Annotated in this window: 15 protein-coding genes; 7 read left to right on the top strand and 8 right to left on the bottom strand. The window is 69.1% G+C overall.

All coding sequences use genetic code 11. The annotated features are described in order from the left end of the window. The first annotated feature begins 12 nt into the window (after nt 1-12). Both AB0M02_RS35925 and AB0M02_RS35920 read left to right on the top strand, forming a co-directional pair. Nucleotides 13-1,176: a family 1 glycosylhydrolase gene (locus AB0M02_RS35925; RefSeq protein ID WP_364235345.1), complete on the top strand. Its 1,164-nt coding sequence runs from the start codon at nt 13-15 to the stop codon at nt 1,174-1,176. Continuing rightward, complete coding sequence (locus AB0M02_RS35920) at nt 1,173-1,709, top strand: hypothetical protein (protein ID WP_364235342.1); 537 nt, start codon at nt 1,173-1,175, stop codon at nt 1,707-1,709. Before AB0M02_RS35925 ends, AB0M02_RS35920 begins: the two co-directional genes overlap by 4 nt. Nucleotides 1,710-1,829: 120 nt before the next feature. On the opposite strand, the gene AB0M02_RS35915 is transcribed toward AB0M02_RS35920, so the two are convergent. From AB0M02_RS35915 to AB0M02_RS35880, 8 genes are all read right to left on the bottom strand, one after another. After that, entirely contained in the window at nt 1,830-2,852 is a 1,023-nt protein-coding gene (locus AB0M02_RS35915) for a hypothetical protein (RefSeq protein WP_364235341.1), read from the bottom strand. A gap of 59 nt (nt 2,853-2,911) precedes the next feature. Beyond that, nucleotides 2,912-3,535, bottom strand: a complete 624-nt coding sequence (locus AB0M02_RS35910; protein ID WP_364235339.1) for a hypothetical protein — start codon at nt 3,533-3,535, stop codon at nt 2,912-2,914. Nucleotides 3,536-3,596: 61 nt separating this feature from the next. Continuing rightward, nucleotides 3,597-7,445: a ThuA domain-containing protein gene (locus AB0M02_RS35905; RefSeq protein ID WP_364235336.1), complete on the bottom strand. Its 3,849-nt coding sequence runs from the start codon at nt 7,443-7,445 to the stop codon at nt 3,597-3,599. 172 nt (nt 7,446-7,617) lie between these two features. Beyond that, a complete protein-coding gene (locus AB0M02_RS35900) occupies nt 7,618-8,061 on the bottom strand; it encodes a DDE-type integrase/transposase/recombinase (protein WP_364235334.1) in 444 nt (147 codons plus the stop codon). Nucleotides 8,062-8,632: 571 nt separating this feature from the next. Continuing rightward, nucleotides 8,633-10,276, bottom strand: a complete 1,644-nt coding sequence (atzF, locus tag AB0M02_RS35895) for an allophanate hydrolase (RefSeq protein ID WP_364235332.1) — start codon at nt 10,274-10,276, stop codon at nt 8,633-8,635. Beyond that, nucleotides 10,273-13,842 carry an urea carboxylase gene (uca, locus tag AB0M02_RS35890; protein WP_364235330.1) on the bottom strand — a complete coding sequence of 1,190 codons (3,570 nt, stop codon included), beginning with the start codon at nt 13,840-13,842 and terminating at the stop codon, nt 10,273-10,275. The genes atzF and uca overlap by 4 nt, the downstream gene beginning before the upstream one ends. Then, nucleotides 13,835-14,443, bottom strand: coding sequence for an urea amidolyase associated protein UAAP2 (locus tag AB0M02_RS35885; RefSeq protein WP_364235327.1), 609 nt, complete (start codon nt 14,441-14,443; stop codon nt 13,835-13,837). The genes uca and AB0M02_RS35885 overlap by 8 nt, the downstream gene beginning before the upstream one ends. Continuing rightward, nucleotides 14,440-15,285, bottom strand: a complete 846-nt coding sequence (locus AB0M02_RS35880; protein ID WP_364235325.1) for an urea amidolyase associated protein UAAP1 — start codon at nt 15,283-15,285, stop codon at nt 14,440-14,442. The genes AB0M02_RS35885 and AB0M02_RS35880 overlap by 4 nt, the downstream gene beginning before the upstream one ends. A gap of 136 nt (nt 15,286-15,421) precedes the next feature. Between AB0M02_RS35880 and AB0M02_RS35875 the strand changes: the two genes are divergently transcribed. The 5 genes from AB0M02_RS35875 (at nt 15,422) to AB0M02_RS35855 (ending at nt 22,288) form a co-directional block, all read left to right on the top strand. Next, nucleotides 15,422-16,066, top strand: coding sequence for a TetR/AcrR family transcriptional regulator (locus AB0M02_RS35875; protein ID WP_364235323.1), 645 nt, complete (start codon nt 15,422-15,424; stop codon nt 16,064-16,066). Nucleotides 16,067-16,178: 112 nt separating this feature from the next. Continuing rightward, nucleotides 16,179-17,666, top strand: a complete 1,488-nt coding sequence (locus tag AB0M02_RS35870; RefSeq protein ID WP_364235321.1) for a sodium:solute symporter family protein — start codon at nt 16,179-16,181, stop codon at nt 17,664-17,666. A 407-nt stretch (nt 17,667-18,073) separates the two neighbouring features. After that, the gene (locus AB0M02_RS35865; protein WP_364235318.1) at nt 18,074-18,388 is read left to right on the top strand and encodes a hypothetical protein; all 315 of its coding nucleotides are present in this window, start codon (nt 18,074-18,076) and stop codon (nt 18,386-18,388) included. A gap of 215 nt (nt 18,389-18,603) precedes the next feature. Next, nucleotides 18,604-18,954, top strand: coding sequence for a hypothetical protein (locus AB0M02_RS35860; protein ID WP_364235316.1), 351 nt, complete (start codon nt 18,604-18,606; stop codon nt 18,952-18,954). A gap of 22 nt (nt 18,955-18,976) precedes the next feature. After that, nucleotides 18,977-22,288: a hypothetical protein gene (locus AB0M02_RS35855; protein ID WP_364235314.1), complete on the top strand. Its 3,312-nt coding sequence runs from the start codon at nt 18,977-18,979 to the stop codon at nt 22,286-22,288. The last annotated feature ends 146 nt before the right edge of the window (nt 22,289-22,434 follow it).

Here is a 22,434-nt window from a genome sequence, read left to right as displayed (position 1 = left end):
GAAAGGACCGGCGTGCGTCTTCCGGACGGCTTCCTGTGGGGCAGCGCCACCTCGGCCCACCAGGTCGAGGGCGGCAACACCAACAACGACTGGTGGGACTTCGAACAGAACCCCGCCTCTGCCGCGAGGTGGTCGTCCGGCGACGGCATAGATCACTTCCATCGGTACGCCGATGACTTCGCGCTCCTGGCGTCCCTGGGACACAACGCCCACCGGCTGTCGCTGGAATGGTCCCGCATCGAACCGGCGCCCGGACAGTTCAGCCGAGCGGCGATCAGCCATTACCGGCGAATGCTGACCGCCCTGGCCGGCACCGGCATGACCGCCTTCGTCACCCTGCACCACTTCACCCTTCCGCGCTGGCTGTCCGCCCGCGGCGGCTGGCTCGCCCCCGACGCGATCGACCTGTTCACCCGGTACTGCGCGTTCGTCACCGACACGCTCGGCGACCTGATGCCCTACATCTGCACCATCAACGAACCGCAGATGATCGCCCTGCACGGCTACCTGGAGGGCTACCACCCGCCCGGCGTCACCAACCCGACCCTGTGGCGGCGCGTCGGCGGTGTGCTCCTCGACGCCCACCTCGCGGCCGTCCCGGCGATCCGGGCGGCCGGCGGCGCGCAGATCGGCCTGGCTGTGCAGCTGCCGCTGCTCGACGGCCCGGAACCGTTTCTCGGCCTGATGCGCCACGAGATCGTCGACCGCTACCTCGACGGCCTGACCGGCGTCGACGGCGGCGACTGGCTCGGCGTCCAGTACTACCGCAAACAATGGGTCGACCCCACGTCACCGTTCTTCTTCGCGCCACCACCGCCCGGCATACCCGTCACCCAGATGGGCTGGGCCGTGCACCCGGACGGGCTGCGCGAGGTCCTGCACCGCGCTGCACAGACCGGCCTGCCGCTCTATGTCACCGAGAACGGCATCGCCACCGAGGACGACACCGAACGCATCGCCTACCTGCGCTCGCATGTCGCGGCGGTCGAGAAGGCCATCGCCGAAGGTGCCGACGTGCGCGGCTACCTGCACTGGTCGGCGTTCGACAACTTCGAATGGTCCGAGGGATACCGGCCCAAGTTCGGGCTGATCGCCGTCGGCGACGACTTCACCCGCCATCCCAAACCCAGCGCACACGCCTTCGCCGACCTCATCCGACAAGGAACCCCGCTGTGAACCTCACCCTCGAGGAGAAGGCCGCCCTCTGCCTCGGCTCCACCTTCTGGCACACCGCGCCGATCGAACGGGCCGGCATTCCGGCGATCGGCGCCGAAGCCCGAGCCCTGGGCGTCGCCGTGGTCCTCGGGCCCGGCGTCAACCAGGCGACCGATCGGCTGCGGGTCAGTGCCGACGTCGACGAGCGCACGCTGCGCGAGATCTACCTGCCGCACTTCGAACGCATCCGCCACGACGGCCCGTCCATGGTGAGCAACGACTGCTTCCCTCTTAAGCGTGAAGGGGTGTCGTATGTGCACTTGACCCACGCCTATAGTTGGCGCATGGATTCGGTGCCGGTGCGCCTGGTGGGCGCGCATGAGATTCGCTTGCGTATCGGCGCGGTCAGCCGTCAGCGGGCGTACGAGCTTGCCAGGCGTCCTGACTTCCCGGCCCCGGTGGCGAAGCTGGCGCAGGGCAGCGTCTGGCTCGCCGACGAGGTGGATGCCTGGATCGAGGCCAGGCGGCGCAGACTGAGCGGCGGCGACCAATAGCGCCGCTGTGCGCTGACCGGCCTGCCGGTGTGCGGGGTGTGTGGGCGAAGGTTGGCCGGGCATTGGGTGAACGGGCGCGCCGGCTGTCGGTGCCGTCACGGCAGGACCAGCTTCGACACGTCAGGCTTGGCCCGCGGACCGGCGACCCTCCTCACGGGCGAGCTCCAGCATCCGGGTTATCCGGCGGCGGCGCAGGCGGACCGACGTGCGCAGAGCCAGCGCCAGCGCGACGGCCGCAGCCGTCAGGACGAGCTGCGCCCACGGCAGCGCCCAGGTGGTCACCGTGACGGTCGTCGGGGCGGCGGCGGTGCTGGTTCCTGTGGTGCCGGCGATCGACGGGGTCAGCGTGAGCGTGGTCCGCAGCCGGCCCGCCGCCCACACCCCGCCGATCCGGACGTCTGTCGTGTGATCGCCGCCGGGCAGCAGCTCTCCTCCGCTGACGTCCCGGCCTCGGACGTGCGTGCCGAACAGTTCGGCGACCTCGGCCCGGCCGCGGGCCTCGACCCGGACGTTGCCGGTGTTGGCCGCCGTGTACGTCACATGGATCGTGCCGGAGCGCAGCGGATTCCACGAGCGCTCGTAGCGGACCCTGACGTGATCAGCCGACAGGGCCGGGCGGAGCGCGCCGCCGGCGCGCAGCAGTACCCGGAACCCGACGCGACTCTCCAGCTGCACCGTGCCCGTGCCACTGGAGATCGACGCGGCGATGCCCGCCGGGTGGTCGCCCGGGGTGGCGTTTCGCGGCACGGTGATGGTGAACGGCACCACCTTCGTCTCGTTCGCCGCGACGGTCACCGTTTTCTGCACGGCGATCCAGGTCCCGCCGTCTGTGGACGGCTGGTCCGAGGCGAGCATGTTGAAGCGGCCCTTGTCCGTGAGGTACCCGTCGGCCGCGGTGAGGGCGAAGACCGCGGAGGCATCGCTGAGGTTGCGCACCGCCAGGTGCTCGGTGACCACCGCACCCGGTTCCAGGTCGCGCTCGATCCAGCGACGGCCGTCCGGGCCACCGGCGGCGGCCGGCTGGACTGTCCAGGTGAGCGTGGCCCGGTTCGGCTCGGCGGTCGCCACGCCCGGGGTGAGGGGAATGGCGAGGGCCGCGACGAGGAGCGCGGTGAGCGCTCGGCGCGGGAGGTGGACCGTCAAGATGGAGTCCTTCGACAACGGAGGCCGGCGGGGGCCGTCGTGGCCCCCGCCGGATCGGATCACTCGAACAGGGAGATCGTCAGGGTCCCTCGGTAGGAACCGGCGGCCACGTCCGCCGGGGTTCGCAGGTACAGGTCGGCGTTCACGGTGTACGAGTCGCCGACGACCTCCGCCGAGTCGTACGTGGAGACCAGGAGTTCCTGGTCGGTCAGGCCGACGTTGTTGCCGGGCTGGGTCGGGTCATCGATGACCGTCACCACCTCCTCGCCCTCGGTGACCTGGCCGCTGGTGCCGCCGTCGATCAGGCGCGGCTTCCAGCCGAGGTGACCGGCGGAGATCGAGGGCTGCCCGGCGGTCCCGGTGAAGGGGCTCGAACTGCCCAGCACAGCCCAGTTCGCGCCGGCCGGCACCTCGTCCGCGGTGCGTGTGTCGGTGACGGTCACCGTCGGCAGGGTCCCGGTGAACTGCCGGATGAGGAGATCCGAGCCGTTCTCCTGCAGTGTGACCGCGTTGCCGGCGATGCTGAGCGCGAGCACGCCCGGCTCCTTGATCTCGGTGATGTCGACGGTCACCTCGACGTCGGTCGAGTCGCCGGGCGCGCCCCAGACAGCCGATGGGAAGGCGGCCGCGACGACGGCGACCGCCCCGACGGCTATCGGGCGCAGGCGGTTGCGTGTGTTCATGTGTACTCCAGAAAAAGCATGTGTACTCCGGACGGGAACACTTGGGACGGGAACAGAAGGGTCAGGTGCCGCAGGTTTCGGCGGCGTATTCGGCGTTGACGGTGGTGGTGACGTCCCCGCCGCCGACGGTGCCGGTGGCCCGAACGGTCACCGAACCGGCCGGGACCGCTGCCGCCCGCACCGCGAACGACTGGAAGGCGGCGGCGCCGGGGGCGACGTCGGCGAAGGACCGGTTGCCGTACCGGGTCTCCATGACGACGTCGACCGCCGAGTTGTGGTCGTTGAGCACCCGTACCGCGAGGTACGCCTTGCCTGCGATGCACCGGGGCTGGACGGTCACGGTGACGGGCACCCTGGCGAAGCCTTCGTTGTAGATCGCCGCCACGTTCGCCGCGCTCAGAGTGGACGTGTACACCCGTACGTCGTCCATCAGTCCGTCGAACGCCACGTCCGGGTAGCCGTTGCGACCCAGCCAGTTGTTCGTTGTCGGGCCGACCTCCGTCATCCCGACGGTCAGGTCGGTCCGGGTCGCGATCGCCTCGCCGTTGAGGTACAGCGTGCCGATCGAACCCTGCCGGGTGAAGGCCACGTGGTTCCACTCGCCGGCGGCCACGTCCCGGACCGGAGTGGCGTAGATCCGCTCCTCAGGGCCGGTCTTGCCCTTGAAGGTGACCGCGAGCCCGGTGTTGCCGGCGGCCTGGGTCTGCATCTGGATCTGGTAGTAGCTCCCGGCGGCGGCGAGCCCGTCACCGATGTGGAACAGGCCGGTCCAGTTGCTCTTCGTGTCGGGGCGCACCCAGAACGCGGTGGTGAAGTTCGCCGCACCCATCAGCAGGTTGTCCGGCAGGTCGACCGCGTTGCCGTTGCTGCCACCGGGCAGGTCGATCGCTTTGCCGAGCACACCGTTGGTGGACCAGCCCGTGGCCCCGGTCAGGACGGCAGCCCCGGCCCCGCCTCCATCGCCGGTGTTGGCGGCGGTGGTACCCGCGCCCTCCTCGAACTCATACCGGACAGGGATACCGGCGGCCGTTGGTGGTGGGGCGTTGTCGCCCACGATCACCAGGTCGTCGATCGTCAGGCTGGCGCCGTTCCCCGTAGCCGTCAGGCTGAGCGCCTGTGCAGCCGTCGCGGCCGTGAAGGTGCCGGCATACGTGCCGTAGGCGGCCGTCGAGGGCAGGGCTGTGGTGGCGGTGAGCGTGGTGTTCAGGTCGCCGATCGACAGGGTGGCCGTCGCCGCCCCGGTCCCGGCGGACCGGGCGTCGCGTGCATAACGCAGCGAGATCCGGTACGTCCTGCCGGGGGTGAGATCGTTGACTGTGCGTTCGATGCTGCCCGCGGTGCCCAGGGCGAGCTGGTAGCCGGTGAGGCCGAGGCCACCCTGGCCGGTGGCGGTGCCCCGGACCAGCTGGACCTGGCTGTCGACCGTCCACGGCCACATCCGGTTGTTGCCGGCGGTGACGTCGACGGTCGCGGGCGGGTTGGCGGAGCGCCACTCGCCGGGCACACGCGGGTACTCGAACTGGTCGACGACCCGCGGGTTGAGCTGCGTCATCACGACCGACGGGTCGATCTTGACGATCTTCGCGGCCGACGGGGTGCCGGTGCTGTCCCAGACGAACAGCATGTACGACCCGGGAGGGGCGTAGTTGCCGTTGACCGGTGACGTGATGTTGACCGTGTTGCCGGACTGGCTGAATGCCAGGTCCTGGAAGTTCTGGTCGTTGTTGAACCCGTGTGTCACCGAGCCGTTACGGACCAGCGTGACCCGGGAGACGGTACCGGTCGAAGTGACCTGGAAGTTGCCGTTGTAACCGATCTTCTCCGGCGCGGTGCTGATCACCGGGCGCGAAGCGGCGTTGTTGCCGTCGAACAGGTACCCAGGCGAGTAGTACTCGACGTCCGTGTAGTTGCGCGGGCCGGGGGCGCCGCCGCCACCGATCATCACGCGGCCGTCGGGCAGGAGCAGCGCCGTGGAGTGGTAGAGACGGGCATGCTCGTGCGGGATGGCGACCTCGGTCCAGTTGCCGGTCTCCGGGTCCCAGATTTCGGGGTTGGTGACGTATGCGTCGTTGCCGTTGTTCGACCGGCTACCACCAGTGACCAGCACCTTGCCGTCGGGCAGCAGTGTCGAGGTGGCCCAGTGCCGCTGGTACTTCATCGGCTGGGTCGCCGTGACGACCGGGTTGGCGGTGCCGCCGGTGATGTCGACAGTGAAGGCGGCGCGAGCGCCGTCGGGGCCGCCGCCGTTGGCCCACCAGCCGCCACCGACCTGGAGGATCTTGCCGGGGCGATACATGACGGCGGTGGACGTGGCACCGACCGGGTTGCCGTCGGCGCCCTGGTTGGCGATGTTGCCCGGCAGGGTACCCCGCAGCGTGATCTGGCCCGTGCCGCCGTTGCCGGCGGGGTCGAGCTCGTACATCTGCGTGCCGGTGATGTTGAACAGCGTCCCGGTCGTCGGGGCGACGAACGCCCGCGGGTACCACCAGCGGTTCTCGTCCTGGCCGGGGTGGTCGGAGCCGCCGTCACCGTACGCGGCGGGGCTCCTGGCGCCGGTGAGCAGCTTCCAGCCGGAATCCTGCATCGGGGTGTAGATCTCGGGGGTGAGCACTCCGGGGCCGCCCGGACCGCCACGGAGGCTTCCGCCCTGCACGACCACGTCGCCGTTGGGCATGGTGGTGCCGGTCGGGTACCAGCGGGGGATGTTCATGGGCGCTTCGTTCTGCAGCCCGTTGTTCGTGCTGTAGCTGGTGACGCCGATGGCCGCGTCATTGGGGGCGTTGCCGCCCAGGCTGTCGTCACCGCCGACCGTCATCGTGGAGTGGTCGTGCGGGCTCTGTACCTGCATGGAGCAGAACAGGTCGGTGTACGTGGTGTTCGGGATGATGCCTGCGCGTACGTTCGCCAAGGTCCGTGGCTGCGCGGGGTTCCAGATGTCGACCTCCATGTGGCCGCCCTGGGTGACCGAGCCGTTGCCGGTCCAGTCGTACGGCGTGGTGTCGGTGCCCCAGCCGCCGACGCTGCCGAACGACTGCACCCGACCGTCGGAGGTCAACGCCATGTTGATCGGGACCAGCGGCCACGGCGTGACACCGCTCCAGGCACCGGCGGTGTCCTTGACCGGCGGCGAGCAGTCTGCGGTGAGCAACTTGGCGGCGTAGGCGAGGCCGTTCCTCATCTGCGCACGCATGTACGGTTCGCCGTACGCGCTGCCTTCGTGGCCCATGGAGGTGTACCAGGACCGACCTGAGTCGATCTTCTGGCACCAGGTGACCGGGTGCGAGGAACCCTGCCGGCCCATGCCGTAGGAGGTCTCGTCGGCCTCGATCAGGGTGCGAACCCAGGGTGCCGGGTTGACCACCCAGTCGTACCACTCGTCGCTGCGGGTGATCGACGCCGTCACACCCTCGGTGAGCGGGTGGCTGGTGTCCTTGACCACCACACGGCCGGGACGGACGCCGGGGTTCTCCGGGTGGCCCTCGGAGACGGCGCCGACCAGGCGGGCGTAGAACGGGTTGACGTCGTGCTCGCTCTCACCGACCGACCAGCCGGTGTAGTGCAGGCCCAGGTAACCGCCGCCGGCGCGGATGTACGCCTCCAGCGCGGACCGCTGCGCGGCGTTGAACAGCACGCCACCGGTCTGGGCGAAGACGACGGTGTCCTTGTCGGCCAGGTTGCTGGTGTTGAAGACCGAGGCGTCGTCGGTCTCCTGGATCTCCACCGGCTGCCCGTACTGGGTGCCGAGTTCGTTGACCAGGTCACGCACGGCCTGCCGCGCCTGCACGTGGGAAGCATGGAAGTTGGGCTTGTAGAACAGCAACACGTTGAGCCGGCCGTCGGTGTCAGGGGCGGCGAGTGCTGTGGCGGGGAAGGTGACGGAGGCTGTCGTCGCGGCGACAAGTGCCAGCACGACAGAAGCTACGCCGGCCCGGCCAGACAAACCCCTGAACGACCTGGCTAAATGGACAAATATGCGGAAGCGGGCAGACCTGTAGGGCGCTTTCATAGGAGATCCCTTGAGGTTCGGCGGACGTGACGGCGAGGCGGGCACCACCACGGAGGGCCTGAACGTAGGACACGCCTCAAGGCACAGTCAAGAACTGCGTCCACATATGTGGACCAGATTTTCTGGCATCCGCGTATGAGAATCGAGTCCGAATTCCTAAGATATGCAGCCCGATCAACACTTTCTCAGTAGTGCCGTGCGGGGGGTCAGGGGCACTCAAAGGTAGGCGGTGGCGTTCACGGACGAGCTTGCGGCTACGAAACTGCGACCCGCGGTCGGTGTGCAGCACGCAACCGGCCACGTCACCGCGTCGCGTCACCGCGCTGCGCAGGGCGTTGACGGCCAGCCTCGACTTCATCCGTGAGTCGATGGAATAGCCGACGGTCCGGTTGGACCACACGTCCTTGATCGCGCACAAGTAGAGCTTGCCCTCGCCGGTGCGGTGTTCGGTGATGTCGGCCAGCCACAACCGGTTCGGGCCGTCGGTGGTGAAGTCCCGTTTGACCAGGTCGTCGTGCACCGCGGGCCCGGCCTGCCACCCTTGCCCCGGCGTCTCTTACGGCTGAACGCGCTCCACCAGCCCATGCCGGAGCAGATCTTCCATGCGGTGCGCTCGGTCATCGGCTGTCCACCGGTGCGGGCCTCGTCGGCCAGGAACCGGTAGCCGAACTCCGGGTCGTCACGGTGGGCGTCGAACAACGAGTCCGCCCGGTACACCTCGGCCAGATCGGCGTCGGTGACCGGACGGGCAAGCCACCGGTAGTAGGGCTGTCGAGCGATGTTCAGCACCCGGCACGTCACCGCGACGGGGATCTCGTCGGCGGCGAGCTCGTTCACGAGCGGGTAGAGCCTTTTACCGGCAGGTTCGCCTGCGTGACGCGTACGCGAGAAGCGCTGCGAAATTGCCGACGCAGACACGCCGGAACCGATCATCAGAGCTCACATGCTGTCCATATCCGGCATCGGGCCAACCGTGGCACGACGATGCCGCCGGCTGACCGGGTCCCGATTGCGAATCCGGCTGGGGCGGTTCGTCCCGGCCGCAACAACATGCGCGTTGAGCGCTCGCCGCGATTTCGGACAGTCGCGGATCAGCCGGCCAGCCAGGAGCGCCAGCTGCCGTAGGCGGTGATGTCGGTGCCGGTGGCCGCGGCGTCGGCGGCGCAGCCGAAACCGGTCACCCAGCGGCCGTCGTCGAGTTCGACCGGGCCCAGGTTCATCGGGGCGGGCAGCGCGGCGAGGAACGAACCCAGCGCCGCGACCGGGAGCTGCCACAGTTCGCCTTCGATCGGGGATCCGCCGGATCCGGTGCGCACCAGCCCGGGTTTCGCCTGCGTGGTGGGTAGCGCGCGCAGCTCGTACGATGCAGCGGTTTTGACCGGGCCTGCCCACCGCGCGCCGCGCGTGACCAGCTCGTGTTCGAGCGGCTGGCCGCGCAGGTGCGCGCCCACCACCAGCAGCGGTACGGCTGTCGCGCCGGCGTGCGCGGGCCAGGGCATTTCCGGGGGCGGCAGCGGGGGAGCGGCGCTGGGACCGGCCACGGATTCGGCCGGCACCGAGACACGGCGGGCCAGGTCGAGCGCGACCGCGTCGTGGAACGGCCGTGCGAGCACTGTCACCCCGAACTGCGCGCCGTCGACAGTGCCGGACGGTACGGCGACCGCACACAGGTCGAAGAGGTTGCAGAAGTTCGTGTAGGTGCCGACCCGCGAGTTCACCGCCACCGGTTCCGTCGCCACTTCGGCGATCGTGGGGTGGCAGGGCGCAGTCGGGACGAGCAGCGCGTCGAAGCCGTCGAGCTGAGCCAGCGACGAGACCCGCAGCTCCTGCAGACGAATCGTGTCGCGCACGAAATCGCCGGCCCGCACCGAACCGGCGGCACCGATGATCGCGCCCACGGTCGGGTCCACCAGATCGCGGTGCGCGTCGATGAATTCGCCCACCGCCGCGTGTCGTTCGGCGACCAGCGCGCCCTCGTAGAGCAGCTTCGCGGCCTGCAGGAACGTCTCGAACGGCACCGGTTCGACAACGCACCCGCCGTCGCGAAGCCGATCGGCGGCGCCGGCGAACGCGGCGGCCCAGCCGGGAGCCATGGCCGGCAATTCCGCCGGGATCGCAACCCGGGCCGCGGTGGGCGCCGCAAGTGGTGCGTCGGCCGGCCACGGGCGAGTGCCCGGGCCACCGGCCATCGCCGCCATGGCCGCGTCGGCGGTGTCCAGGTCGCGGGCGAAGATGGTGACCGCGTCCCAGGACGGGCAGGCCGGCACCACGCCGGCGGTGGAGACCGTGCCGAGCGTCGGCTTGATCCCGACGATGCCCTGGAAGGCGGCCGGCACCCGGCCGGATCCCGCGGGGTCGGTGCCGATCGCGATGTCGGCCTCGCCGAGCGCGACCGCCACCGCCGATCCCGAGCTGGAGCCGCCGGAGACGTACGCGGGGCGGCGAGCGTCGCGCACCCCGCCGTACGGGCTGCGCTGCCCGACCAGCCCGGTGGCGAACTGGTCCAGGTTGGTCACGCCGACTACGGTCGCCCCGGCGGCCTTGAGCCGCGCAACGGCGACGGCGTCGGCCGCGGCCGGTTCGGGGGCGTACGCCGGGCACGCCGCGGTCGTCGGGAACCCGGCCACGTCGACGTTGTTCTTCACGGCGAGCCGGAGCCCGGCCAGCGGACCGGTGGCGGTGCCGAGGTCTGCCGTGACCTGTTCGGAGGCTCGCTGCGCGATCCAGTGGCTCACGCTGTCACCGGAGCCAGCACGACCAGCGCTTCGCCGGGCGCCACCTGGGTGCCCGGCCGGGCGATCAGCGCGGTGACCACTCCGGCTGCCGGCGCGGTGACCGCGGCCTCCATCTTCATGGCTTCCAGGACCACCAGCGTCTGCCCCTGCTGGACGTGTTCTCCCACCGCGACCTCCACTTTCCAGACGTTGGACACGAACGGTGCGTCGACGCGGGCACCGCCGTCGGGCACCGCGACGTCGGCCGGTTCCGGCCCGCCGGTTTGTGCGACCGCCCCGGCCCGGTCGAACTCACCGGCCGCCTGCCAGGCGTCGCGTTCGGCGGCGAATGCGGCGCGTTGCCGTTCGCGGAACGCCGCGATCGATTCCGTGTTCTCGGCGAGGAACCGAGCGTGCTCGGCCAGCGAGAACGTGTCGTCGGTGATATCGGGTGGTGTGCCGCGGCCGGCGGCCAGGTCGGCGCGCAGGTCGAGCAGTTCGTCGGCGCTGACCGGATACCAGCTGATCCGGTCGAAGAAGCGCAGCAGCCACGGGGTTTCCCGGTGCCGGCTCCACACCTGGGTGGTGCGGCCGACGAACTGGTAACCGCCCGGCCCCTCCATCCCGTAGATGCACAGGTAGGCGCCGCCGATGCCGACCGAGTTCTCCGCGGTCCACGTCCGGGCCGGGTTGTACTTCGTGGTCACGAGGCGATGCCGCGGGTCGAGCGGGGTGGCGACCGGCGCGCCCAGGTAGACGTCGCCGAGCCCGAGCACGAGGTAGTCGGCCTCGAACACGGTCCGGTACACGTCATCGACCGAGTCCAGGCCGTTGACCCGGCGGATGAACTCGATGTTCCACGGGCACCAGGGCGCGTCGTCGCGGACCCCGGCCATGTACCGCTCGATCGCGAGGCGGGTCGCCGGGTCGTCCCAGCTCAGCGGCAGTCGTACCCGCCGGCTCGGCACCACCAGCTCGGTCGCGGACGGCAGCGTCGCCTCCAGTTCCACAAGAAGATCGAGAAGCTTCGGTACGGCCAACACGTCCGGATCCACGTGCACCTGCAGCGACCGGATTCCCGGGGTGAGGTCGACGACGCCCGGCAGGGACAGCTCGGCAACGGCCGTGTGCAGCGCGTGCACCCGAGCGCGCAGGGCCAGGTCGAGGACGATGTCGCCGTACTCGATCAGCAGGTTGTCGTCGCCGCCGCGCCGGTAGGTGACCGCCGGATTCCCGTCAAGGCGCAGCAGCACCCCATCGTCGCCGTCCCCGCAGCGGTCTGCGTACACCGGCAGGGTGAGCCGCCGTGGCGAGGGCGCGTCGGTGGCCCGGACCGGCCGGAACGAGACGGTGTCGCCGGGGCGCAGCTGGCCGAGTTTCCAGCGTTCGGCACTGATCACGGTCACCGGGCAGACGAATCCGCCGAGGCTGGGCCCGTCCGGTCCGAGCAGGATCGGGGTGTCGCCGGTGAAGTCGAGCGCGCCGATCGAGTACGCGGTGTCGTGGATGTTCGACGGGTGCAGGCCGGCCTCGCCGCCGTCGGTGCGGGCCCAGCCGGGTTTCGGGCCCGTGAGGCGTACGCCGGTGCGGGCCGAGTTGAAATGCACCGCGTACTTGGTGGCGAACAGCTGGCCGATGTCGGCGCGGGTGAAGAACTCGGGCGCGCCGTGCGGGCCCTCGGTGACCGCCAGGTCCCAGTGCTCCCCGAAGACGGGCCGTAGCCCGGCGGCGACCGGCCCGGCCGGGGTGCCGGTGGCCAGCGCGGTGCGCAGCACATCGCCGGGCCGCAGCGCTCGGCCGCCGTGCCCGCCGAACTGCCCGAGTGTGAAGGTGGCCGTGCTGCCCAGATAGGTCGGTACGTCGAGGCCGCCGGCCAGCGCGACATAGGTCCGCAGCCCGGCGGTCGCCTCGCCGACGTCGAGTGTGCCCCCGGCGGGTACCGCGACCGGTTCCCACATCGGCACCGGAACATCGTCGACGGTGACCGTGGCAGGCGCGCCGGTGACGCACACCAGGGTGGCGTGGGTGAAGGTCAGCTGCGGTCCGCTCGCGGTGCACTCCAGGCCGGTCGCGTTCTCGTCGTTGCCGAGCGCCAGGTTTGCCAGCCGCAGCGACCGGTCGTCCATCGCCCCGCTCGGCGGCACCCCGACCTGCCACAGGCCGAGCCGTCCGGTGGCGTCCTGGACGGTGGTCATCAGGCCCGGCCGGCCCACGGTGATGCGCGGTTCGGGGTCACCGACGTCGGCGAGGGTGGCGGTGGAGTGGACGGTGTCGCGGAACGCGGGCAGGGTGCTGACCGCCCGGAGCAGGCCCAGGTTGACCTCGATGCCGTCGAAGCGGGTGGCTCGCAGAGCGTCGTGCAGCCGGCCGACGGCGGTGGCGCGGTCCGGGCCGCTCGCGATCACCTTGGCCAGCAGCGGGTCGTACGCGGTGCTGACCTCGGTGCCGGTCACCGCCCACCCGTCGACCCGGACGCCCTCGCCGACGGGCAGTTCGACCCGGGTCAGCGTGCCCGCGCTGGGCCGGAAACCGGCGGCCGGGTCCTCGGCGTACACCCGCGCCTCGACAGCGTGCCCGCTGACCGGCACGACACCGTCGGTGAGATACGGCGCCAGTAGCGAGTCGTCGCCGCCGGCCAGTCGCAGCATCCAGCCGACCAGGTCGACGCCGGTGACCGCCTCGGTGACCGGGTGCTCGACCTGCAGGCGGGCGTTCACCTCGAGGAACGAGGCCTCCTCACGGACCGGGTCGTAGATGAACTCGACCGTGCCGGCCGAGCGGTATCCGACGGACGCCGCCAGGTCTCGGGCGGCGGCGTGCAACCGCGACCGGACCGCGTCGGGCAGGGCTGGGGCCGGCGCTTCCTCCAGGACCTTCTGGTTGCGGCGTTGCAGCGAGCAGTCCCGGTCGCCGAGCGAGACGACCCCGCCGGTTCCGTCGCCGAAGATCTGCACCTCGATGTGCCGGGCGCGTTCCACGTACCGTTCGGCGAAGACGCCGCCGCTGCCGAAGCTGGCCATGGCCAGCCGGGTGACCTTCTCGAACCCGGCCCGCACCTCGTCCGCATCGCGGCAGACCGTCATGCCGATGCCGCCGCCCCCACCGGTCGCCTTGAGCATCACCGGGTAGCCGATCGCCGCTACCTGCGCGACTGCGTCCTCGGTGTCGGCCAGCAGGCCCGTGCCGGGGAAGACCGGCACCCCCGCGGCCACCGCCGCTTCGCGTGCGGTGTGCTTGTCGCCGAAGGTCCGCAGCTGGTCCGGGGTGGGCCCGACGAACGCCAGGCCGGTGGCCTCGACCCGGGTGGCGAAGCCGGCATCCTCGGACAGGAAGCCGTAGCCCGGGTGCACGAACCCGGCGCCGGTGGCCCGCGCGGCCCGCAGCACCGCGTCGACGTTCAGGTAGCTCTCGGCCGGCGGGGCCGGGCCGAGCCGCACCGCCTCGTCTGCCAGATGCACGTGAGCCGCGCCCCGGTCCGCGTCGGAGAACACCGCGACGGTCCGCATCCCCAGCTCACGGGCGGTCCGCAGGATCCGGCAGGCGATCTCACCGCGGTTGGCGACGAGCAGGGTCCGCGGGTCAGCCACCGGTCACCACCATCTCGGCGCGGCTCGGGTCGAAACCGTTGCACGGGTTGTTGATCTGCGGGCAGTTCGAGACGACGACCAGAACGTCCTTCTCGGCGCGCAGGCTCAGTGACAGGCCGGGCGCGGAGATTCCGTCCACGATGCCGAGCGCGCCGTCCGGATCGACCGGCACGTTCATGAACCAGTTGACGTTCGAGACGTGGTCGCGTTTGCCCATGCCGTAGCGCGACAGCTCGCGCAGGAAGTTCTCCACGCAGGCGTGCTGGGAGTACGTGTGGTGGCCGTACCGCAGCGTGTTGGACTCCTTCGAGCAGGCGCCGCCGAGCGTGTCGTGCCGTCCCACGCCGTCCGCGACGACGGTGAGCAACGGGTCGTATTCGCTGTCGCGCAGCACGCTGCCGGTGGTCAGGAAAATGGTGTCCTGCGCCTGCAGCGTGGCCTGTGCGCTGTAGGCGCGGCTGGTGTCGTGCGCGTCGTAGGCGAGGAAGTCGACCGCCTGGTTCCCGTCCAGGTCCACGATGGTCAGAATCTGACCGCGGGTGAGGATCCGCGACCACGGCGCCCGCGGCCGTACCGTCTCGCGGAAGATTTCGCTGCTCATGCCGGCAGTCCCCGTCCTTTGCGGTAGTCGGCGGTGTTCTCGAAGGCACGCCGCCCTTCGGGCGTCGCGTCCCAGAGGTCGTCGGTGGGCGCGGTCACCCGGTCACGCCAGGCCGTTATCCGCAAGGGCGATGAGGTGTACGCCGTACGCGGGTCGAGCGGGTGCGCCGCGTTGGCGATCAGCACGATCACCGGCAGTTCGGTCCGGAGCGTGACCGTGGCGCCGGGTCCCGCCGAGCCGAGCCACTCCGGCCGCCCGTCGGCGTCGATGCGGACACCTTGGAAGAAGGAGATCGAGGGTGGCACGTCGCGGCGCCCGAGCCCGTGCTTGGACGCGCCGAGCACGAACAGTTCCCGGCCGGCGGGGCAGGGGCCTTCCGGTGAGCCGTCGCCGTACCGCTGCTCGTTGCGGGCCTGGGCCGACGTGCCGTACATGGTGTCGTGCCGGCCGGAGGTGTCGCCGGTGACCGTCGCGAGGACCCGGGCCTGGTCGCTGAGCAGCAGCTGGCCGGTGGCGGTGTAGACCTGCCACTGCACCTTGACGGTGTCCGCGACGTTGAGCCGCTCCCACGGCATGTCCGCGTTGTAGAGCAATAGCGACGCGCAGGCGTCACCGTCCAGGTCGGTCAGTTGGATCGCCGCGCCGGCTGCGAGCACCCGGTGCGCGTAGCCGCCGGGCGCGACCTGCTCGGCCCAGACGACGTCGCCGGGCACGTCTGCGGCGGCGGCCGGAACGGTCGGCCGGTGCGGGAAGCCGCCGTCGTGGGCGGCCTGCTCCTGGGCGCGGGCGTGTGCGCGGGCGCCGGCTGTGGTGGCCGTCGGCTGCGGCTGATCGATCGGCACGAGCACCACCCCAATTTCTGTCGATTGACCGAAAGTCAATCGGCTGGGGCTCTCGGCGGCGTTTCCGTTCCATGAACACGGTGTAACCGGGCCTGCGGATCGGGCCGGGCGATCACCGCTTGGTACGTTGCGTGCCATGGCACGAGGACGGGGACGCCCGCGCGCATCGGGTGGGCCGGCCTCGGGGCTGAGCACCGAGGCGGAGATCCGGGCGGCGGCCGCCCGGCTGTTCTGCACTGAGGGCTACGGGTCGACCAGCACCTACAAGATCGCCCAGGCGGCCAGGATCTCGCAGGCGACGATGTACCACTACTTCGCCGGCAAGCACGAGATCCTGCTGGCGCTGCTGCTCGACACGGTCCGCCCGTCTGTCGCCTACGCCGCTTCGCTGGCCGCGAGCACCGAGCCGGCGGCCACCCGGTTGTGGCGGCTCTGCGCGTACGACGTGCGGCTGCTGCTGTCCGGTGAGGAGAACTTGGGCTCCCTCTACCTGCTGCCCGAGCTCGGCGACGAGCGGTTCGCTCCGTTCCACGCCGAGCGGCAGCGGCTGATCGAGACGTACCGGGAACTGGTAGCCGCCACCGGTGACCTGGCCGGGCCTGACCTCGCGGCCGTGACCAGCCTGGTGTTCGGGCTGGTGGAGAGCGTTATCCTGCGCCGGCGCGCGGACACCGACCTGGGGTCCGGGATGGACGCGCGGATCGCCGACGCCGCGCTGCGCGTCACCGGGCTCGACGAGGCCGCGGTGAACGGGGCGCGGGCCGCCGCGCAGCGGTTGTGACGGTCCATTAACAAAGTTGTCCCGGTGCGGGAAGCAACACCGTAACAAGGCGACGGCCCAATGGTGACCAATATCTGTCGAGTGACAGAAAGCAAGTCACCCAGGAGCCCTCATGATCATTACCGGAGTCGCGCTCACTGTCTTCATAGTTCTGGCCGTCGGTATCGCGGTCGCCCGGAAGGTCGACGGCGACAGCGCCAACTACCTCGTCGCCGGCCGCCAGCTCGGTGTCCCTCTCGTCGCCGTCGCCCTGACCACGGCCGCGGTCGACAGCAACGCGACCGTCGGCAACACCGACCTCAGCTCCGCCTACGGCTTCTGGGCCGGCGCCTCCCTCGCGCTCGGCCTGGCGATCTGCCTGCTCCTGGCCGGCCTGTTCCTGGCCAAACCGATGAACCGGATGGGCCTGTTCACCCTCGGCGACTTCTTCGCCCGGCGCTACAACCGGCCGGTCGAGGTTACCGCCTCGGTCCTGATGATCTTCGCGTTCACCATTCTGCTCGCCGGCAACCTGGTCGCCATGGGCTTCCTCGTCGAGTACTTCACCGGCATGTCGTACACGATCGGTGTGGTCCTCGCGGTCTGCCTCGTGCTCGCCTACACGATAGGCGGCGGCCTGTTCTCCGACGCCTACACCGCCGTCATCCAGGCGGTCATCACCGGCGTCGCCACGATCGTGCTGTTCGCCTGGGTGGCGAACGAGTACGGCATCTCGATCCCGGACGGCCTCGGCCCGTTCGACTTCGGCCAGCTCACCGAGAGCAGCCAGGGCGCGCCGGTCAACTGGGCGACGCTGATCTCGCTTGGCATCGGTGACCTGGTCGCCATCGACTTCATGCAGCGCATCTTCGCTGCGCGTACCCCGCAGGTCGCCCAGCGTTCCTGCTTCATCGGCGCCGGCGCCACCGCGGTGGTCGGCGTGCTCTGGTCGCTGGTCGCCCTGACCGGCGTGTCCGCGCTTGGCCTGTCCGCCGAGGAAGCACCGATCATCTACCAGCTCCTCGACGACCATGCCCCGATCATCATGGCGGTCCTGGTGCTCTCCGGCATCGTCGCGGCCTCCTTCTCCACCGCCTCGGGCGCCATCCTGGCCACCGCGGCCGTCGCGGTCCGCAACGTCTTCGGAGTGCGCCGGGAGGTCACTCCCGGCCACCACGACCCGCTGCTGCGCTGGACCCGCGTCGCCATGCTTCCGGTCGTCGTGCTCGGCGTCTTCCTCGCCCTGCGGGTCAGCCAGACCGGTATCCTGCTCACCCTGGCCTTCGACCTGATGCTGGCCTGCCTGATCGCGCCGTTCCTGCTCGGCCTGTTCTGGAGCCGTTCGACCTCGATCGCGGCCCTGGTCGGCGCCGGCGTCGGCCTCGTGGTCCGGCTGGTGTTCCTGGCGCTCACCCCGACCCTCTACGGCGTCCCGAACGACCTGCATTACGTCGAGAACAGCCTGGTCGGAGCCGGTTTCGACGGGTGGGCCACGATGGTCGCCGCAGTCGCCGGGGTGGGCTCCTTCGTGGTGACCGCGCTGCTGACCACCTCGGACCACACCGAGGAACTCGACCTGCGCCACACCGACCGCACAGCCGAACCGGTCAGCGCCGCCTGACCGGCGCTGCCTCACGAAATGGTCGCGGCCAGGCCGGCGACGGCCAGGGGCGGCGGCGTCGCTGAGGTTGCCGTAGCCGAGGACCAGGCCTGGCGGGCCAGGCTCGATGCGGTAGTCGGCGAGGGTCATGATGTCGACGCCGGCGGCTCGGGCGGCTGCGGCTTTCTCGTCGAGGGTGGGCCAGGAAAGACCACGTGCGGGCCGGCGGAGACTCCTTGGGTGGTCGCGGCCGGTAGGTGGTGGACAGGGCCGCAGTGAGCAGGTCGCGGAGGGTGCGGTAGCGCTGGCGGGTGCGGTGCAGGTGGCGAGGTCCAGTGTCTTGTGGGCCGAGCCGGTCAGGACGACGCGGTCGGGGTCGAGGCCCTGCAAGCAGCCGACCGGTTTGTGGTAGTAGCTGAATTGCCGTCGTGGCGATCAAGAAGGCAGCACAAGCCAAACTCGGCCTTACCGAGACGCCGCCAGCGCGAATGACCGAGGCGCAGATCGCCGCGATCGTGGATGCCTTCGGCGGGCTCCTCGGCCTGCTCCGAAGGGTGGACGTGCACGATCGCCCGGAGATCTATTCCCGGATCGGGTTGGAGACGACCTACCGTCCCGGCACCGAAACGGTACTCGCGGAGATCCGGTCGAAAGAGATCGACCGTGTACCTGTGTGGTGTCCGAGGCCCAACACTCGGCTCATGCACACGGTCCTTGCGTCGTGCGAGCTCTCGTGCCGGTAGGCATCCCGACGCGTTGGTGTGTCGCACGCATGTCCTCACCGCGACCAGGTAGCCGCCGAGTGCTTCACTCGATATGACCTGCTCGGCATCCGCCGCAGCCGTTGCGCTGCTGGCTCCTTCTAAGAGACGACATGCGACGAGCTTTAAGGTCCGGCCTTCGCTTCGGGTGGCCGGACCATCTGGCCCTTCATAGCGGTTTTGGCAGAATGGCAGACATGAAACGGTCGACGATGATCGTCGTTGCGACGTTAGGCACGGTGGCGGTGCTGGCGTTGGTGCTCTGGCTCCTCGACGACAAGCGCGCTGGGCAGATCGGCGGGGCAGTCTCCGCGTTGGCGGGGGTCGCCGCGGTCGGCGTTGCCATCTGGGCCGCGCTGCGTCAGTCGAGCGGGCGTATTCGCGTGGCTGGAACGGGTGAGGCGATGGCAGGTTCGTCCGGCGCCGCGGTCAGTGGGCTCTCCGTTCAGTCGGAACAGTCAGCAGCGTTGCCTGACGTCAACGTCGAAGAAACCGGTCGGGCTGAGGCCACCGGTGGCGGTCAGGCCACCAGCGGCGTCATCCTCTGATCCGCGGCAGCAAGCATCAGCGATGCGGCGCCAGATCGACGTCTCCCGCACCGGGCCGGCGACGGCCACCAATGGTGGCGTCGCCATTTCAGGCGTGCACCAAGGCGACATCCATGTGCATGGGCAGGCACCGAGCAGATCGGTGTACCGCGACCGGGTGGTCGCCGGGTTGGCCCCGAAGTCGTTGGGTGGGCGTCAGACCGAGATCGAGGAACTCGTTCGATTCTGCACACGGCGCGACGGTGACTCCTACGTGTGGTGGCAGGGACCAGCGTGGTCGGGCAAGACAGCATTGCTGTCGTGGTTCGTATTGAACCCGCCGCCAGGCGTAGGCATCGTCTCGTTCTTCATCACGGCCCGCTTCAAAGGTCATGCGGATCGGTCGGCGTTTCTTGAGTTCGTCCTGGAGCAGTTCTCGGAGATCCTCGATGAGCCGATGCCGATGGTCACCGACGCCTCCGCGGAGGTTGCGTTCCTCGACCGGCTTGCCCGCGCCGCGCAGCTCTTCGCGGAGCGAGATGAACGTTTGGTCCTGGTTGTCGACGGGCTGGATGAGGACCGCGGGGTCATGGCGAGTCCGGATGCGTACAGTATCGCGGCCCTGCTCCCTGAAGACCTGCCAGTCGGTGTGAAGGTGATCGTTTCTGGCCGCCCGAATCCGCCGGTTCCCGATGACGTTCCGTCGTCCCATCCCCTTAGAGACTCGTCCGTCGTACGGATGCTGACCACATCGCCGCACGCGACGGCGGTCAAGCGCGACATGCGTTCGGAGATAAGGCGGCTGCTGCTTGGTTCACATCTAGAGAGGGAACTCCTGGGCCTGATCACCGCGGCCGGCGGTGGACTGAGCGGACGCGACCTGGCTGAACTCATCCAGCAGCAAGACTTTCTCGTGAACGAACATCTTCGGACCGTCTCCGGCCGCACGTTCGCACGACGCGCCGCAGGCTGGGGATCCGAGTCCCAGCCCGAGGTGTACCTGCTCGGGCATGAGGAGATTCAGGTGGAGGCCATCGACTGCCTCGGTGAGACGGCATTGCGGAATTACCGTGAGCGAATCCACGTGTGGGCGGACAGTTACCGCGAACTAGGTTGGCCAGCGGAAACTCCGGACTATTTGCTTCGTGGTTACCACCGCCTGGTGCAGGAGCTGCGCGACCTGCCCAGGATGCTGGCTCTCGGGACTGACAGCAAACGCCATGATCGGCTGTTCAGCGTCACAGGCGGCGACTTCGCCGCACTAGCTGAGATCGGCGCGGTTCAGATGATGCTTCATGCCGATACTGCTGATGATCTTGCGGCGCTGGGGCGCGTGGCGGTGCATCGACTGCGAGTTATCAGCCGGGCGAAGAGCATGAGGGTCAACTTGCCGCAGGTCTGGGCCCGACTCGGTCAGGCGGAACGGGCGGAAACGCTGGCCCGGTCGATGCCAGATCCGGCTCGACGGGCTTGGGCACTCGCAGGTGTCGCTAGAGCCGTTGCCGATAGGGGTCATATAGAGGAAGCGCTAAGGGTAGCGGCCTCCATTGCGGAGCCTCGATGGCAAGCGTACGGCCTGACCGGGATCGCGCGAGCATTGGCCGTTTCAGGTGATGTGACACGTGCTCGGCAATTGGCACAGGAAGCTGAGAACTCTATCGAAGGCCCCGAGGCGTTGGCTGGTCTAATGGAGGTCCACGCCCTATGCGGAGACGGCCTTCACAGGTTTCTTCCCCTCAGCGACAAAGACGCGCACTTTTTCGCCGGACCATTGGCGGCCACCGCGGACATCGCTGGAGCGCAAGATGTGCTCGAATCAGTCACCGAACCGCGGTGGCGGACGTACGCGTTGATCGGGATTGCTCGGGCACTGGCCGCCGCCGGAAATCGTGCGCACGCTCAGGTGTTCGCTGCGCGGGCTATCGCGGAGGCGTCAAATATCGATGATTCGGTGATACGTGGATTCGCGCTGGCGCCGCTTGTCGCCGTGCTCTCCGGTATCGGCGAACGCGAACAGGCGAAGCGGACGGCCGAGCAGATCGAACGAGACATCGCCGTAGCCAATTCCACCCGCTACGAGGCATACGCGTGGGCGGAGCTTGCCAAGGCGGTCGCCGCCACGGGAGACATGCAACGTGCCGGCAAGTTCGCGGATCGCGCCGAGGAGGTCAGCCTGGCAGAAACCATGATGGACCGCGAGCGGGCCGCTCTCGTGCGCCCGCTCCTTGCAATCGGTGAGCCCGAACTGGCTTTGCGTACTGCCACGCAGGTCGCTGACCCACACACACGTGCCTGGGCACTGTGCGCTACGGCCGAGGCATCGCCTGGCACCGTCATCACGGCTGCCAGAGCAACGGCGGGCCTAATCCCTGAGCCGGAGTCGCGCCTTGGCGCACTAGGCGCGGTTGCGGACGCTGCACTACGTGTCGGCGACATCGCCACAGCAACGGAACTTCGAGACGCCTTCGTCGAGGAAGCTGCGACACCGAATGCCACCGAGAGCCCAGCGGCGGGTGTAGCGCTGGCCCTGGCGGTCGCGGTCTCCGTGAGGCTGGGGGATCCGGACCAGGCACGCGAACTTGCGCACCGCCTGTCGTCTATCGCCAATCCGTCGGTTCGAACGTATGCTGCGCATCTCGCACTTAGCGCCTTGGCGACACATGCGGACGTCGATCTGACTCGGGAAATCGTCCGGAAATGCGAGAATATGGCGATCGAAGCCCAAGACGACTTCACGCCAATCCATACGATCGCCGTGTTGGCCGAGGTTGACAAAGAGCGTGCGAGGAATTTCTTCGAGCGCTCGGTGCGCCCCGTGTTGGATCCATTCGATGAGATAGAAAAGTCGATGATTCTCACTGAAGGCTCCGATCCCAAAGATGAGAGAGCGCGATTCCGACGGGATTGGAAAAGGCTATCTATCGCGCAGGTCGTTCAGGTTGCCGCCCTCATCGGAGATTCAGGTTGCGCGCTAGCGATCACGCACTCAATGGACCTCATCTTAGACAGGCATCCTGAGGAGTGGGACGACCCAGTTCGAGTCATACTTCTTGGCGCGATGGCTCGCATAGGGGAATCCGTCATTGCCTGCGGTCTAGCCGCTAAGATCCGTAGCGAGCCGATCCAAGCCTGGGCAATGGCCGAGACAGCCCTAGATTCGGATCAGCGCCGTACGGCGATAGGTGCCGCGTTGCGCGTTGACGATTGGTTGCCGATTTGGCAGCCCTCTCTGTCGCCGCAGCACACAGCGCCGCCTGAGCTGCGCATTGATCTGCCGCTCGTTCCTGCACGATGTCTTGCGGTATCTGCGCCGGAAGCGCTGAGGGCAATCGCCGATGAGCTAATTCAGGTTTGACCACCGACGTGGCAATGTCGATGCCTGAATTTACTCCGTTCGCGAGTTTGGGGCTCTGGCGCGAACTGTGTGATGGATGCCGGACGATGAGTCGTTGTCCGGCTGTGTGACGCTGTCGAGCAACTCCTTCCTCACCTCGCCGACCT

The organism is Actinoplanes sp. NPDC051861 (genome assembly GCF_040681145.1).
Taxonomy (GTDB): Bacteria; Actinomycetota; Actinomycetes; order Mycobacteriales; family Micromonosporaceae; genus Actinoplanes.
Note: the sequence above shows the minus strand (reverse complement) of the source record. Positions and strands in the feature narration are given on the sequence as shown.